The organism is Alphaproteobacteria bacterium (assembly GCA_040216735.1).
Taxonomy (GTDB): domain Bacteria; phylum Pseudomonadota; class Alphaproteobacteria; order SHVP01; family SHVP01; genus CALJDF01.
Genome location: JAVJOO010000005.1, coordinates 465,485 through 478,230 on the forward strand (window position 1 = coordinate 465,485; position 12,746 = coordinate 478,230).

Annotated in this window: 14 protein-coding genes; 7 read left to right on the forward strand and 7 right to left on the reverse strand. The window is 61.3% G+C overall.

Annotated elements, in window-relative coordinates:
- Positions 1-18: 18 nt before the first annotated feature.
- The 3 genes from RID42_15565 to RID42_15575 are packed head-to-tail and all read left to right on the forward strand — an operon-like array spanning position 19 to position 3,279.
- A complete protein-coding gene (locus tag RID42_15565) occupies positions 19-1,581 on the forward strand; it encodes a sugar ABC transporter ATP-binding protein (GenBank protein ID MEQ8249097.1) in 1,563 nt (520 codons plus the stop codon).
- A complete protein-coding gene (locus RID42_15570) occupies positions 1,578-2,576 on the forward strand; it encodes an ABC transporter permease (GenBank protein MEQ8249098.1) in 999 nt (332 codons plus the stop codon). Before RID42_15565 ends, RID42_15570 begins: the two co-directional genes overlap by 4 nt.
- Before the next feature lie 10 nt (positions 2,577-2,586).
- Positions 2,587-3,279: an isochorismatase family protein gene (locus RID42_15575; GenBank protein ID MEQ8249099.1), complete on the forward strand. Its 693-nt coding sequence runs from the start codon at positions 2,587-2,589 to the stop codon at positions 3,277-3,279.
- Here RID42_15575 and RID42_15580 read toward each other — a convergent pair.
- From RID42_15580 to sseA, 3 genes are all read right to left on the reverse strand, one after another.
- Positions 3,276-3,782 carry a hypothetical protein gene (locus RID42_15580; GenBank protein ID MEQ8249100.1) on the reverse strand — a complete coding sequence of 169 codons (507 nt, stop codon included), beginning with the start codon at positions 3,780-3,782 and terminating at the stop codon, positions 3,276-3,278. The genes RID42_15575 and RID42_15580 overlap by 4 nt on opposite strands.
- On the reverse strand, positions 3,779-4,345 hold the full coding sequence (locus RID42_15585; protein ID MEQ8249101.1) for a permease: 567 nt from the start codon (positions 4,343-4,345) through the stop codon (positions 3,779-3,781). Before RID42_15585 ends, RID42_15580 begins: the two co-directional genes overlap by 4 nt.
- 145 nt (positions 4,346-4,490) lie before the next feature.
- Positions 4,491-5,357, reverse strand: a complete 867-nt coding sequence (gene sseA / locus RID42_15590) for a 3-mercaptopyruvate sulfurtransferase (GenBank protein ID MEQ8249102.1) — start codon at positions 5,355-5,357, stop codon at positions 4,491-4,493.
- A 102-nt stretch (positions 5,358-5,459) separates the two neighbouring features.
- On the opposite strand from sseA, the gene RID42_15595 reads away from it, so the two are divergent.
- The 4 genes from RID42_15595 to RID42_15610 all read left to right on the forward strand — a co-directional run bounded on the left by RID42_15595 (position 5,460) and on the right by RID42_15610 (position 8,001).
- On the forward strand, positions 5,460-5,924 hold the full coding sequence (locus tag RID42_15595; GenBank protein MEQ8249103.1) for a VOC family protein: 465 nt from the start codon (positions 5,460-5,462) through the stop codon (positions 5,922-5,924).
- Positions 5,924-6,769, forward strand: coding sequence for a DUF4437 domain-containing protein (locus tag RID42_15600; protein MEQ8249104.1), 846 nt, complete (start codon positions 5,924-5,926; stop codon positions 6,767-6,769). The genes RID42_15595 and RID42_15600 overlap by 1 nt, the downstream gene beginning before the upstream one ends.
- 20 nt (positions 6,770-6,789) lie before the next feature.
- Positions 6,790-7,647: a DUF4437 domain-containing protein gene (locus RID42_15605; protein ID MEQ8249105.1), complete on the forward strand. Its 858-nt coding sequence runs from the start codon at positions 6,790-6,792 to the stop codon at positions 7,645-7,647.
- 99 nt (positions 7,648-7,746) lie between these two features.
- A complete protein-coding gene (locus RID42_15610) occupies positions 7,747-8,001 on the forward strand; it encodes a hypothetical protein (protein ID MEQ8249106.1) in 255 nt (84 codons plus the stop codon).
- A gap of 9 nt (positions 8,002-8,010) precedes the next feature.
- Here the strand turns inward: RID42_15610 and RID42_15615 are convergent, their stop codons facing one another.
- From RID42_15615 to RID42_15630, 4 genes are all read right to left on the reverse strand, one after another.
- Positions 8,011-8,796: a hypothetical protein gene (locus RID42_15615; protein ID MEQ8249107.1), complete on the reverse strand. Its 786-nt coding sequence runs from the start codon at positions 8,794-8,796 to the stop codon at positions 8,011-8,013.
- A gap of 59 nt (positions 8,797-8,855) precedes the next feature.
- Positions 8,856-9,791 carry a DMT family transporter gene (locus RID42_15620; protein MEQ8249108.1) on the reverse strand — a complete coding sequence of 312 codons (936 nt, stop codon included), beginning with the start codon at positions 9,789-9,791 and terminating at the stop codon, positions 8,856-8,858.
- A gap of 145 nt (positions 9,792-9,936) precedes the next feature.
- Positions 9,937-11,445, reverse strand: a complete 1,509-nt coding sequence (locus RID42_15625; protein MEQ8249109.1) for an ABC transporter substrate-binding protein — start codon at positions 11,443-11,445, stop codon at positions 9,937-9,939.
- A 125-nt stretch (positions 11,446-11,570) separates the two neighbouring features.
- Positions 11,571-12,728: an LLM class flavin-dependent oxidoreductase gene (locus RID42_15630; protein MEQ8249110.1), complete on the reverse strand. Its 1,158-nt coding sequence runs from the start codon at positions 12,726-12,728 to the stop codon at positions 11,571-11,573.
- Between the last annotated feature and the right edge of the window lie 18 nt (positions 12,729-12,746).

Genomic DNA, 12,746 nt, shown 5'->3' on the forward strand with positions numbered 1-12,746 from the left:
TCCGGCGCCCCCGCGCTGTTGGCGGAACATCTCTCCAAGACTTTCGGCGGCGAGCGTGCCCTAGACGACGTTACGTTCAGCGTATTGCCTGGCGAAGTCCACGGCCTGCTGGGCCAGAACGGATCGGGCAAATCGACCCTGATCAAGACCCTGTCGGGGTTTCACCATCCCGATTCGGGCGGCCGACTAAAAATATACGGGAAAGACGTCGGGCTGCCCCTGCCGCCCGGTCAATTCCGCCGCCACGGGCTTGCCTTCGTGCACCAGCACTTGGGCCTCGTGCCAAGCATCAACGTGCTCGAGAATTTTTTTGTTGGCGACCTCGCCACTAAACAGACCGGGTTCATCAACTGGGGCGAACTGCGGCGCAAGGCAATTGACACCTTTGCGCGCTTCAACCTTAACATCGACCCCGATGCGCGCGTAGCCGATCTGCCCCAAGTGGAACGAGCGCTGCTCGCGATCGTTCGCGCGTTCGAGGACATTCGTGCCGAGCAAGCGGAGCACGGGACGCCCGGGATTCTATTTCTCGACGAGCCGACGCCCTTTCTCCCGAAGGAAGGCGTCGACCAATTGTTCACGTTGGTGCGCGGTATCGTTCGCGAAGGCGCTAGCGTGGTGTTCGTCTCGCATGACGTCGACGAGGTGATGGAGATCACCGACCGCGCGACCATCTTGAGAGACGGTCGCGTCGCCGGCACGCTGGTGACCAAGGATGCCGACAAGGACGCTTTTATTGCCATGATCATCGGCAGCCGCGTCGAGCCGTTCCAGGCCGTGCCTCAGGATTTCGGGACCAAGAAGGCCGATATTACGATTCGAGGGCTCACCGGCGGATCGTTGGACAATCTGTCGCTGGACCTGCACAAGGGCGAGGTCATCGGCCTGACCGGTCTGATTGGATCTGGCTTCGACGAGATCCCTTCGATGCTTTTCGGCGCCACGAATGCGGACGCCGGGACCTTGGTCATGAACGGGGAAGCCACCGACCTTTCCAATACCAAGCCGCGCGATGCGATCGACCGCGGGATTGCCTTCTTACCGGCGGACCGTTTGGGCGCGGCCGGCGTGGGCGAGTTGACCCTCACTGACAACATGACACTTACCATCCTTCCCAAGATGCGGACCGTCTACGGTCTCGACCGGCGCGCCATGCGCGAAAGGACCGACAAACTCGGCAAAGAGTACGACGTACGCCCCAACGCCCCATTGATGAAACTGGCCTCACTGAGCGGCGGCAACCAACAAAAGGTGCTGTTGGCGAAATGGCTGCAGACCAACCCCCCGCTCCTGCTGCTGGACGAACCGACCCAGGGCGTCGACGTCGGCGCGCGCCAACAGGTGTTCGGCGCGATCGCCGAGGCTGCGGAACAGGGATCGGCGGTCATATGCGCCAGTACAGACTATGAACAGCTATCGCAAATCTGCGACCGCGTGTTCATTTTCGCCCGCGGCAAAATCGTCCAAGAGCTGCGCGGCAGCGACGTGACCAAAGATCGAATCGCGGAACAAACATTGCTGAGCCTCAGCCTCGCGGGAAGCCGCGGCGCGGCGACCGATACCACCGGAGTACCTGCATGACCGACACGACAAGCGCCGCCCCAAAGAAGAATAGCCGGACTTGGGCAACCGAGTTGGAGCGCTATGCGCTGTTGATCGCCTGGGTGCTGTTGATTCTATTTTTCTCGCAGGTCGCGCCGGCGTCGTTCCTAACCTGGTCGACCTTTTCATCGATCATCTTCGGATCGCAAGCGGTGCTGCTGGTCTTAACCTTGGCCTTGATCATCCCGCTGACAGCGGGGGACTTCGACCTATCGGTGGCGGCCGTCCTCACCTTCTCGGCGATGTTGCTCGCCATCTTGAACGCGAAGCTGGGCTGGCCGCTGTGGGGCGCCTTCTTGGTGTGTCTCGGCATGGGACTGGCCATCGGCCTGATCAACGCGTTCTTCATCCTGTATTTCCGAATCCATTCCTTGATCGTCACCTTGGGCACCGCCTCCATCATCCAGGGGTTGATCTTGTGGGTGTCGGGGTCGCAGACGCTGAGCGGCGTTTCCAACACGCTGATCGAATGGGTCATCGTGAAGCGGTTTCTCCAGATCCCGTTGGCCTTCTATTACGCGATCATCTTGGCTGCGATCATCTGGTACGTCTTCGAATACACGTCGATTGGCCGCCGGCTTCTGTTTGTCGGGCGGGGGCGTGAGGTCGCGCGGTTGAGCGGAATCAGCGTGACACGGGTTCGCGCTGGCTCGCTGGTGGCTTCGGCGATGCTTGCTTCGCTGGCCGGGATCATCAACGGCGGTACGACCGGCGGGGCCGACCCGCTATCGGGCCTGACGTTCTTGCTACCGGCGTTCGCCGCCGCATTCCTTGGCGCGACGGCGATCATTCCTGGCCGGTTCAATCCAATCGGATCGGTCATCGCAGTCTTTTTCCTGGTGACTGGGATCACCGGGTTGAACTTCCTCGGCGTCGACACCTTCGTACAGAATATCTTCAACGGTGCTGCGCTGATCGTCGCGGTATCGGCGTCCCAGCTCGTGCGCGGTCGCGAAGAACAGGGCATCACGTAAGGAGCGGGCGATGGGCGATTGGCGCGACAACCTGTCCGACGCGGACCGGGCGATCATCGAAAAGGGAAGTTGGGCGCAGCGGGCCGGTTACGGCCGGCGGCCGGCGTTGATCATTATCGACGCCCAGAACTACATGGTCGGCAAACCCGGCAACCACGACGACTACCCGTTGAGCTGCGGCGATGTCGGCTGGGAAGCGGTGAAACACATCAAGCGGATCGCCGAAACCTGCCGCGCCCGAGGCGTTCCGGTGTTCTACACCCAGTTCGTTTTAGCCCAAGACGGATCGGATGCCGGCATGTTCGATCGCAAAATCGGCGTGGCGCGCGGCGAGAACGCCTATTTCGAAGGAACCCACGGCGCCGACATCGTGGCCGACATCGCGCCCCAGCCCGGCGACATCCATTTCATCAAGAAAAAACCAAGCTCGTTTTTCGGCACGCCGCTTCAGGCGTACCTCAACGACCGGCAGATCGACACGCTCATCATTACCGGCGGCGCGACGTGCAATTGCGTACGCGCCACGGCCTGCGAATCCTTTTCGTTGAATTATCGCACCATCGTGCCACGCGAGGCGGTGTTCGACCGGATTCCCCTGTCCCATGAGATCACACTGTTCGACATCGACCGATTCCTCGGCGACGTGGTGTCGACCGACGAGGTCGTCGGATACTTGGACGGATTGCCGCGCGCGAACGACTAATTCGTTACCTGAAAGACCGCGCCGATCGCCATCGCGACAAGAGCCGCGACAAACGGTGCCGGGATCGACACCGTCATCCGCCGGGAGACGAAGGACCAACCCATCAACGGCGCCTCCCACATCAGCGTACGCTGAACGCCAAATAGCGACCACGCCGTCAAGAACGTAACCAGTTGCGGCACCCCGGCGCCGAGGTGCATCAACGCAATGGCCACCGGAAACGAGATGATCGGGCCGGAGGGGACGATCGCGCCCAAACCAGCAGCAATCAGCACGCCGAGGAAGCCGGAGTCGCTGCCGATCCAACCCGATATCTGTTCCTCTGGCATGAGTTCGGCGAGGAAGCCCGCGGCGATCAACGCCATCGGCATGCGCGGCAGCACGACGATCGCCTGGGTACGCGCGAACCGTAGCGCTTCGCCAAACAGACCGCGCCGCCGCCGGTACGTCACCGCCCCGAGGATTGCCACGAGACTCCAAATAAGCACCATCGACAGGATCATGGCGAGCCGTCCTTCGGTGCCCCGGGCGCCCGAAAAGCGATCGGCGGCAAACGCCGAACGAGATAGCCCGCAATGAAGGGTAACGGAATCGACGCGAGGAAGCGGACGACCGCGAAGTCGACGCCCATGAACGGCAACTCCCACACGATGATCCGGTTGAGACCAAGCGTCGACCAAGCGGTGAGATAGGCCAGCAGCGCGCCGATATCGGCCCCAGCGACTGCCAACGCCATAACAATTGGAAAAGAGATGATCGGCCCGCCCGGGGTGATAGTGCCGGCAATCGTCGCAATGAGAATGCCGCGAAAGCCGCTCTCGCGGCCAAGCCAGCGCGCCACGACATCGTTGGGGATCAACACCGAGATGAATCCACCGACGAGCATCCCGCCGACGATTTGCGGCGCAATGCGCAGGAACAACCCCATGTCCTTCTCGAGCGTCGCGATGAAGACCCCGCTTCCCTTCAGAAGGAAGACGGCGATCCCGCCCCCGATCGCGAGTACGAGAAAAACAAAAAAAGAAGTGTCGAATAGCTGGCGGCGAAAGCCCGGTGGACGACCCATCATCCCTCGTCGAAAACGGAAACGGCGGCGCGGGGCCGCCGTTTTGGTAAGCGCATCATAGGAATGACCTCGCAGCGCGGCAATCCGCCGTACTGCTCGCGTTCGCGCCGCGAGCCGCGACGGTCAAAGGATTTTGCCGCGGTGCCTAGGTTTCGCCGGTTTCGACCGGTGTGTCGGTCTGGGCGGCCCACTCGCTCCAGGACCCATCGTAGAGCGCCCAATCCGTGTGTCCGATACGCTCCAACCCAAGCGCCACCAAGCCCGCGGCAACGCCGCCGCCGCAGGTGGTGACTACCGGTTTGTCCGGATCGATCCCGGCTTGCGCGAAGAGGCTTTGCAAGGCCGCCGCATCGGGCAGGGTATTGTCCGGCGTCTTAAACCGCTGGTAGGGCAGGTTTTTGGCCCGGGGCATATGCCCGGTGCGCAGACCGGGCCGCTTTTCCGCTACAGCGCCCAGGAACCGGTCACGTTCGCGCACGTCGACGATTTGTGCCGTTCCCGCCGCCACCAGGCGGCGCATATCGGCCAAGGTGCGAAGCTGGGACGGCTCGAACGCTGCAGTGAAGCTCGCCGGCGTGGGTGCAGGGTTACCGCGCTCCAGCGTACGACCCTCGGCGCGCCACTTGGGCAACCCGCCGTCCAGTACTGCAACGGCCCGGTGGCCAAAGGTGCGGAACATCCACCACACCCGCCCCGCGTTCAGCATGTCGCCGGAATCATAGACCACGATGCGGTGGCGGTTGGCGATCCCCAGAGCCCCCACCGCCGCGGCGAACGTCGGTGCATCGGGGAGCATCAGGGGTGCCGGGTGGGACCGATCGCGAATCTCGCGGATATCGAACAGGACCGCACCCGGCAAATGCGCCTCTTCAAAGACCGCCGCGATATCGGGCGCGTCCTCGTCCGACGAGTAGCTCCCATCGACGATCCGTATGTCGGGATCGGCGCCGTTCTTTGCCAACCAGTCGGTGGTCACTAACGGATGGGTATCGGCGGGAAATGGATTTGTCATCGCGGGATTAAACCGCGCCGCACCGCGGGCGACAAGGGGATCGCGTTTGCCGCACTGCCGCCCCCGTGACACCATCCGGCAGGATCACTGGGGAGGCTTACCATGAACATGACCGCACCGATGAAACGGGTCACCATCATCACCCGCGACATGGACAAGGCGCTGGCCTTCTATCGCGACATCCTTGGGTTCGATATTTTTTACGAGGGCGATGTCGGTGGCGAAGGTGTCTCGACGCTGATGGGCGTCCGGTGCAAAAAAATTCGCATGAAGGTTCTACAGGCCGAAGGGAGCGAGGTCGGGATGATCGGCCTGATGCAATTCCTCGAGCCGGAGGATCCGCCGGAACCTATCGCCACCCCGTCGCGTCCGTCGATCGGCGAATCGATCCTAGTCATCCCGACCACCAACATGCGTGCGCTGGTGCAACGCCTCAAGGACGGCGGCCACACCCTGATCAGCGAACCTGTGCGCATGGAAGTCCCGAACCGTCCGCCAGTGCACGAATTGTGTTGCCGCGACCCCGATGGCACGTTGGTCAACCTGACCCAGCGCGGCGAACTTTAGTGAGCCGCCCCCATACAGTTTTCGTGCAGGCCCAGGAAATCCCGTGGGCGACCGGCCTATACGGCACCGGGCGCTCGGATGTCGGCATCAAGGAACTCTCGCGCGACGCCGACTCCGGCGCATCGACAACGATTATCCGCTACCCGGCCGGTTGGCGCCGCGATGGAGCACACCACCTCACGGTGCATGAAGAATTCCTAGTTCTTGAAGGCAGCATCGAGATCAACGGGCGCACCTATAGCCCTTATTGCTATGCAAACCTGCCTGCGGGGTACGCGCGGCAGATGGCAAAGTCGGCAGACGGCGCGGTTGTCCTCACCATGTTGTCGGGCGAGCCGCACACCAAAGACGGGGCGGCCGCGCCTGGTTTGCTAGACCCCAAACTTCTGGTCGAACACATCGACTGCGCGGGCAAGGGGCTCGAAGGGTGGACCGAAAACCCGTACACCCGTTACCTAATGGGAACCGGTGTGCAACCGCTTCGCGAGGATCCCTATACCGGCGAGATCACGATTCTCTACGCGGCGTTACCGTTCCGCTACATGGAGAAGCAGTGGTCGCACCCCACGGTGCAGGAGATGTATCTGCTGGCCGGCGAATATGTCATCAACGATGTCGGCATCCTGCGCCCCGGCGCCTATTGTTGGTGGCGGGAGAATCTGTTTCACGGTCCCTACGGGTCTCGCACAGGTTTCATGTTCCTGATCCGCACGGATGGCGGCAAGCTTGCGAACATCATCAAGGACGAGATCATTCCGGTGGACTACGACGCCCCGCATCGTCCGTCGCTGCCGGACGAACTCCGACCTTATGACGCCGAACTGCCGCCCATCAAAAATTACTGACCGCCGACCGCAGGGACATCATGGCGCGACCCCATACACTGTTCGTTCAGTCGCAATTTGTGCCCTGGGAGGACGGTGTCGTCGGCGGGGCGCGCAACGATGTCTTGGTGAAGACATTGTCGATCGATGCCGGGAACGGCGATTGTAGCCTTATCGTACGCTACCCCGCGGGCTGGCAACGGACCAAGCCAGAGACGCTCGGCGCGACCGAAGAGTTTTTTGTCCTCGACGGCGGTCTAGAGATCAACGACCGCCATTACGGCCAGCACGCCTACGCCAATCTGCCGGCAGGATATCCGCGCGAACGCGCCGCCGCGCCGGAGGGTGCCACGGTCCTCACGTTCTTCGACCGCGAAGCCCGGACCGTCAAGCGGGCAAAGGTCGGGTTCGACGAGGCGCGATTGGTGGAGCATATCGATACCTTGAGGCTTCCTTGGGTGGGCGGCGCCGCAGGCAGCGTCACCGGTAAACCGCTGAGCCACGGCATCGAAACGAAGAAACTGCGGCTCGATCCCGAGACCCAGGAACAGAGCTTCCTCTATACCGCCCAACCGCAGCACGGTCCGCCGGGAATCATGAAGGGCAAGTTCGGTCACCCGATGATCGAGGAGATTTTCACGCTCTCCGGGACCTACGTCTTTGCCGATGCTGGGATCATGGGCCCTGGCGGCTACTGCTGGTGGCGCGAAAACGAGTTCCACGGTCCGGCCGGGAGCATGACGGGCTACAATCTCTTCATACGGATTATCGGCGGACCGCTGCGCAACGTCTTTTCGGACGACCCCTTCCCCTTCACATTTACGCCAGACCACAACCCGGTCCTGCCCGACGAACTCAAGCCCTACGGCCAGCCCTACCCCTATCCCCCTGCATATTGACGTTGGCGCCGTTCGTCGGCGCAGATGAGAACGGCTCGCGCTCGACGTGCTGGATTGCTGCGGTCGATTACCCTAGGATGTGGGTGCCAGGGCAATGGTATGAGTCTATCCAAAAAGGGGATCGGGATGGGCAAGACAACGCTCGAACTCACGTCACGTGACGCCGCCGTGGTGAAACGGACATTCGATCAGGAAATCGATCGGCTGTTCGGTCGCGGCAAAAACATTACCCACATCAGCGCACCAGATTGGGCATTGAGCCAACTCGGCGCGCAAAAGGGCACCTACAAGGGACTGCGGGTGGCCTCGCAACGGGAGGCTTCCGATCAGGTCGCGATCATCTTCGAGGATTAGGTGGCGGGCCTAGAGCCCGCCGAATAGCCAACCGAATCCGCGCGCGACCAACCACGCGCCGCCGACGAGTATACCGGAGGCGAGCGCGACGAGGACCATGTAGGCAGCGGCAACCGCGTGCCCAAAGACCATGAATCCCGCCGCCTGGACGGTCAGGATGACAATCGTCACCGCAAGCCGTACCGGGAAAAACACAGCGCGTTTCCACCGCGGTACGACGACGGCCACCGGACGTATCGGCGGGAGGTTGGCGCTGTCCATGCCCGCGCGGGCACCGGCGTGGTCGCGCGCCGCAAATACCGCGCCGGGTAACGCATGGATGAGTATCCAAACGTCATCTATGAAATAGAACGGGAACCCGGCCGCGGTATAGCCGGTCTCGCGGTAGATAAAGCCGCGCCCAAGCAATGCCGCGATCTCCGGTGCATCTTCCGCGCGGGCGATCCCCCGTTGGCGGAGGTTGAAGGCCTGGCACAACAACCGAAGTTCGGCCAACGACATCTCCGAGAGCGTTCGGTCGAATGCAGCGCCCTCTGTCGCAAGGAGGGCCGCGTGCCGCAACGCCTCTGCCCGCCGTTGTCGTTCGCGTTCGACCCACTGGACGGTATCGAAGATCCACCCCTGGACGCCGACCACCACCGGGAGGCCCGACAGGACCGCCATGCCGATGAAGTAGGCGACCGACTGGCCCGTGGCAGCGCCGATAACGATAGCAAGGGCCAACGGCACCAGGTAGGTCGCCCATCCGGTCCAAACGGCGGCTTTGTTTTCGTCAAAGCGGGACAGACGGGGCATGTCAGACATTCTTGGACAGCCGCGGAACCGGGCCGGAAGTGCGCGCCATCCCTCGTCCCCTACGTCCGGGCCCGCATGGCGATGTAGTTTCCGGCGAGCACCGCGACCACGCCAAATGCCAACGCGCCGGTGATCGGCAAGCCTTCGACCAAGACCGAAATGACGATGGCGACCATCGGCGACATCAACGTGAAGTAGGACGACCGCGCGGGCCCGACGCGCGTCACGACGACGAAATAGATGATGAAAGCGACGAGTCCTGCGGCGAGCGACAGGTAGAGCAGGGATGCCACGTAGGGTAGAGTCCAGTCGAACGTGAGTTCGCGTCCGAGGACAACAACGAAACCGGCGTTAAACAGCAGTCCATAGACCATTCCCCAACCGTTCGCCTGGAGCGCAGGCACCCGCCGCAAATTTAGCTTGGCAGTCACGACGGTGGCGAGCGACACGACGTAAGCCGCACCAAGAAGATACGCGACGCCAATCAGGGTTGAGCTATCGACACCGGAATCGAACAACGAACCGCCGAAGATCACGACGAGACCCGTGACCCCGATCAGACCGCCCAGGATAATTCTGGGGTTGAGAGGCGCCGACAAAAATAGGCGCGCATTGAGCGTTGTGAAAAACAACGCCATCGTGAAGGTGATCGCCGATAGGCCGCTTGTGAGTTCGGTTTGACCGCGGTAGATCAAGACATAGTTGAGAGAGAAGAAGCACAAGCCCAGCGCCGCGAAATAAAAATGATCGCCCCGCGAAAACCCGCCCATTTTCCGGCGGGCCGCGAAACAAATGCCGATCATTGCGACCGCCGCGATGGCGTAGCGATAGAGAATGGAGACTTCGGGCGCGACCACGCCGAGCTGGAACTCGATCGCCAGGAACGACGCCCCCCATAGCAAGACCAAAACCGCGTAAAGAGCGACATCGCCCGGGGTCATGGGCCGATCTTGGGGCGTCGCCGACGCGACAGCGGGCGTTGGGGAATCGGTCATGGGCCTATCGAAGAGCTTGGCGAGCGGGAGCACCTTGATTAGGGGCTCGGCAACGTTTTGACAACGGTCCGCGGTGCGGGCCGAAAAAAGGCCCGCCGAAAACGTCTCCGGCGGGCCGATCGGTTAGGCTAATTCCGTCGAGCGCCTATCCTTGAAACTCGACCTCGTGCCAGTTGATCACCCAGTTGTTCGGGTTCCAATTCTGGACGGCCGCGTCCATGCCCTCGAGCTGATACTGCTCGTGCAGATAAATCGACGTCGCTTGGTCGTGATAGAATTGCGCAACCTTGGCCAAGAGCGCGTCGCGCTTGGATTGATTGAACTCTTGATTTGCAGCCGCGATCGTCGGTTCGATTTCCGGGAAGCAGGTCCACTTGGATTGCGTGTTGCAAGAATGCAGCGCGTTTATCGAACGCATCATGTCCATTGTAGGAAACGAGCCCATGTCGAAACTGAAGAGCTGACCCTCGATCGGCTTTTGACCGCGCGCCTTGGCGATCAGATCGGGAAGCGTGATTACCCGCAATTCGACATCGACACCGATCTTTTTCAAATCGGATGCCACATACTGATAAACGTCGTTGAGTTCCGCCGTGTTGTTGACGACCTCTGCGACAAGTTTCAGACCGTTGCCATACCCCGCTTCCGCCAAGAGCTGTCGCGCCTTTTGCGGGTCGTAGGGGTAGGCCTTAATGCTGGCCTGGTAGCCCCTCACCGAACGCGGCGCCGGTTGCCCGGTAGCAACCGTAACCCCTTTACCGATGATCGCGTCGATATAAGCGTCCTTATCCACCCCGTAGTTTATTGCCTGACGGACCCGCACATCGGTCATCGGTCCTGGATTGGTCGACTGAATCATTAGGGTCAAAACCGACGGTGCAACGGAACTCTTCATCTTGCCACCGGAGGAGACGACCTGGGGGGTCGCGTCGTTATTCAAGCCTAGGGCAACATCGATCTGATCGGACTGGAGTGCCTGGACCCGTGCCGCGAGTTCCGGCAACTCCAGCCAAGTGACTTTGTCGATCTTGCCGGGACGCCAGCCCTCCTTGAACGCCTCCAACTCGATCCGGGTACGCTCCCATTTAATCGACTTGTACGGTCCGGTGCCGATCGGCGCGGTCGCATATCCATCAAACCCGACATCGGCGAAGTGTTTCATGTCCATACCCTTCAGGATGCCGATCTCGTTCATCATCAGGGGGTTGGATGCTTTGGTTGAGATTTCGAAGGTGGTGTCGTCGATCTTTTTGGCGCCGGCGAGCGCACCCAGATTGCGCACCATCGCGACACCCTTGGCCTTGCCTTCGTCGGTCAGCAGATAGTCGAGCTGTCCGACGATGTCGTCGACGGTCATCGTTCTGCCGTTGTGGAATTTCACACCGGTGCGGATCTTTGCCCGCCACGTTGTCGGACCGACGTTTTCAAACGAGGCAATGAGGCCCGGCCCCGGCGCACCGGAGGTATCCATGTAGGTCAGATGATCGAACGCGGACTGAAATACCCAACCATGACTGTTCGACGAACAACACATCGGATTACCGAGCCCGTTAGGCAAACTGGAATGGCCGACCCGCAATTCCGCGGCCGACGCCGTTGTCGCAAACCCGAATACCGCAACCGCGACAAAGCCCGCTTTCAAGCGCTTGTTCATGGCGAGATCCTCCCTGATGAGATCTTGGAGCTGCGCGCTCCATGCCCCTTGCTACTGCCAAGCCGCGTGCACCCCCCAATGGATAATCGGTGGGGTGCTAATGTCCGGTTATTTGACGCAAAGCGTTATTGCGCCGCGGTGCTGCTTTCTTCGCCTAGGTGACGAACCGCCGGAAAGACGATATCCCGCAGGTATTCCATGGTCCGCCGCCCTACCGCGCGCGGCATATTGCCGATGTTGCAGTGCAATCCCATGTGCCGGATGCCCAACTCCTTGTGGAATCGGGTGATCTGTTCGATCGCCATTTCAGGTGTCCCGCAGACCATCAACCCGGCCTCGACCTTGTCGTCGAAACTCAGGCCGCCTTGGCGCATGTTGACAAAGGTCTTGCGACGTTCTTCCAGTTCCTGGGCCGAACCGAAGTACCGCGTTTTTTGAATGACGATCTGTTGCGCCGTGCGGATGCCGCCGCCCAAGGTGCCGAAGAAATACTCGATCGACGGCTCGAGGTAGCTCTTGGCCTCTTCGTAGGTCGGCGCGATGCAACAGTTGGCGCCGGTTGTGAAATGATCCGCGGTCGGTTCCCAGCCGGCCTCGCGCGCATACTGGCGATAGCGGTCCTGCGTCTTGCGCGCATCGTCGAACGACGTCAACGCAAGGATACCCGCGATGGCCTTGAACTTGGCCGCGATCCGCGCGGAGCGGTCGGTCGAGACCGACATTACGAGCGGCGGATGAGGTTTTTGGATCGGGCGCGGCCAGACCGAAACGGCGCGGTACTGATAATACTCGCCCTCCCACCCGAAGGGTTCGGGCTCGGTCCAGCACTTGAGGATCAGTTCGACTGCCTCTTCCATCCGGTCGTAGGATTCGTCGGCCGCTACGTTGTACGCGACGTACTCATGGGGGATGCCGCGCATGAAGCCAGCGACGAGACGTCCGCCGCTGGCGACATCGAGCATGGCGTATTCCTCTGCGATGCGGATCGGGTTAGTGATCGGCACCAGGTTGCCTGCTTGGAGAATACGCGCCGTCTTCGTGCGATCGGCGAGAATCGCGCCAACGAGATTGGGATTGGGCATCATGCCATAGGGGCTGAAATGGTGTTCGTTGGATCCCATCCAATCAAAACCACAAGCCTCGGCGTAAACCTTGTCTTCGATATATTCCCGCCACAGAGTTTGGGCGAGGTCGCCGTCGTACTGTTTATTCGGAACCGGCCAGTCCTTGGCGGCCTCTTTCACCCCGGTATAGGGCATGAAGTGCGTGTGGGTGAACTGCATGGGATGCCCCTCCGCTAC

Bases quoted from the DNA above. Each gene is read 5' to 3' on its own strand.
- RID42_15630 (MEQ8249110.1), bottom strand. From the start codon at position 12,728: ATGCAGTTCACCCACACGCACTTCATGCCCTATACCGGGGTGAAAGAG.
- RID42_15625 (MEQ8249109.1), bottom strand. From the start codon at position 11,445: ATGAACAAGCGCTTGAAAGCGGGCTTTGTCGCGGTTGCGGTATTCGGG.
- RID42_15570 (MEQ8249098.1), top strand. From the start codon at position 1,578: ATGACCGACACGACAAGCGCCGCCCCAAAGAAGAATAGCCGGACTTGG.
- RID42_15615 (MEQ8249107.1), bottom strand. From the start codon at position 8,796: ATGCCCCGTCTGTCCCGCTTTGACGAAAACAAAGCCGCCGTTTGGACC.
- RID42_15595 (MEQ8249103.1), top strand. From the start codon at position 5,460: ATGAACATGACCGCACCGATGAAACGGGTCACCATCATCACCCGCGAC.
- RID42_15580 (MEQ8249100.1), bottom strand. From the start codon at position 3,782: ATGATCCTGTCGATGGTGCTTATTTGGAGTCTCGTGGCAATCCTCGGG.
- RID42_15610 (MEQ8249106.1), top strand. From the start codon at position 7,747: ATGAGTCTATCCAAAAAGGGGATCGGGATGGGCAAGACAACGCTCGAA.
- sseA (MEQ8249102.1), bottom strand. From the start codon at position 5,357: ATGACAAATCCATTTCCCGCCGATACCCATCCGTTAGTGACCACCGAC.
- RID42_15605 (MEQ8249105.1), top strand. From the start codon at position 6,790: ATGGCGCGACCCCATACACTGTTCGTTCAGTCGCAATTTGTGCCCTGG.
- RID42_15575 (MEQ8249099.1), top strand. From the start codon at position 2,587: ATGGGCGATTGGCGCGACAACCTGTCCGACGCGGACCGGGCGATCATC.
- RID42_15620 (MEQ8249108.1), bottom strand. From the start codon at position 9,791: ATGACCGATTCCCCAACGCCCGCTGTCGCGTCGGCGACGCCCCAAGAT.
- RID42_15585 (MEQ8249101.1), bottom strand. From the start codon at position 4,345: ATGGGTCGTCCACCGGGCTTTCGCCGCCAGCTATTCGACACTTCTTTT.